Annotated in this window: 1 pseudogene; it reads left to right on the plus strand. The window is 42.3% G+C overall.

Annotated elements, in window-relative coordinates:
- A pseudogene (locus EGI31_RS25605) lies at positions 1–1433 on the plus strand (glycine-rich protein); the annotation flags it as partial.

The raw sequence follows: 1433 nt of genomic DNA on the forward strand, positions 1-1433 counted from the left end.
AACCAGAACCGCCTCTGGAGGTACAAGCTACCAATGGTCAGGACCAAATTCTTACTCGGCCAATACAGCAATGGCAACTATCACTACAGCTGGCACTTTCACCGTAACAGTGACTGGAGCAAATGGCTGTACAGCTACAGCTTCATCCGTGGTAACAATCAGTGCCTTACCTATACCCAATCCAAGTTCAGATTCACCTAAATGTGCCGAAACTACCTTGAGTTTTAATTCTGCGAGTGGAATGAGTACTTATGCATGGACAGGGCCAAATTCGTTTATTGCGAATACGCAAAATCCAAGCATTACAAACGTAACTACGGCGGCAAATGGTACATATACTTTGACAGTAACGGATGCCAATGGCTGTACAACGAGTGCTACCACAAGTGTAGTGATAAATGCCTTACCGGTGCCGAATCCAAGTAGTAACTCACCAGTGATTGCAGGTGGAACACTCAATCTAAGTAGTTCTGGTGGAGGAACTTACGCTTGGACGGGACCCAACTCATTTAATTCATCACTTCAAAATCCAAGTATAGTCAATGTAACCACAGCAGCTTCAGGTACTTATTCAATAACTGTCACAAATAATGGTTGTTCCGCAAGTGCAACCACACTTGTGGCTTTAAGTGAAGCCTATGCGAGCAATAATTCGCCTATTTGTAGTGGAAGTACACTAAATTTAAGTGCAACAGGTGGGGTAACTTATCTCTGGACCGGACCCAATTCATTTAGTTCATCTTCTCAGAATCCCTCATTCACCAATGCTACTAGTAGTTTGAATGGTGTATATACGGTTGTTGTTTCTTCAAGTGGTGGTGGAACTGCTACCGCCACAACTGCAATAACCGTTTTTGACTTGCCAACCGTTAGTTCAGTAGGAAACCAAATATTGTGCAACGGTGCCACAACAACAGCAATTAATTTTACTGGGAACAATCAAAATACTGTTTATAACTGGACAAATTCAAATAGTGCGATAGGTTTAGCATCGAGTGGTACAGGAAATATAACATCATTTGTAGCCACAAACACTACAAATACTCCAATTACTTCTACCATTGAAGTAACGCCTTCAGTAACATCAATATCCGCATCTCAACCAATTACAGAAACATTTAATTTCACAGGAAACCTTCAAACATTTATCGTACCTGCAGGGGTAACTGAGATAGATATTACAGCAAATGGGGCTCAAGGTGGCAGTAATAATCAAGGGGTTTTAGGAGGTTTAGGAGGTGTAGCATCTGGTAGATTAGCCGTAACCCCTGGCCAAGTCCTTAATATATATGTTGGAGGACAAAATGGTTATAATGGTGGTGGTACAGCAGGCACCTCAGTTTGTACGAATGCAATTGGTGGTAACGGTGGAGGAGCATCTGACATTAGAGTCGGTGGTACTGCTTTAGCTGATAGAGTAATTGTAGCAGGTG

The organism is Lacihabitans soyangensis (genome assembly GCF_024343775.1).
Lineage (GTDB): Bacteria > Bacteroidota > Bacteroidia > Cytophagales > Spirosomataceae > Leadbetterella > Leadbetterella soyangensis.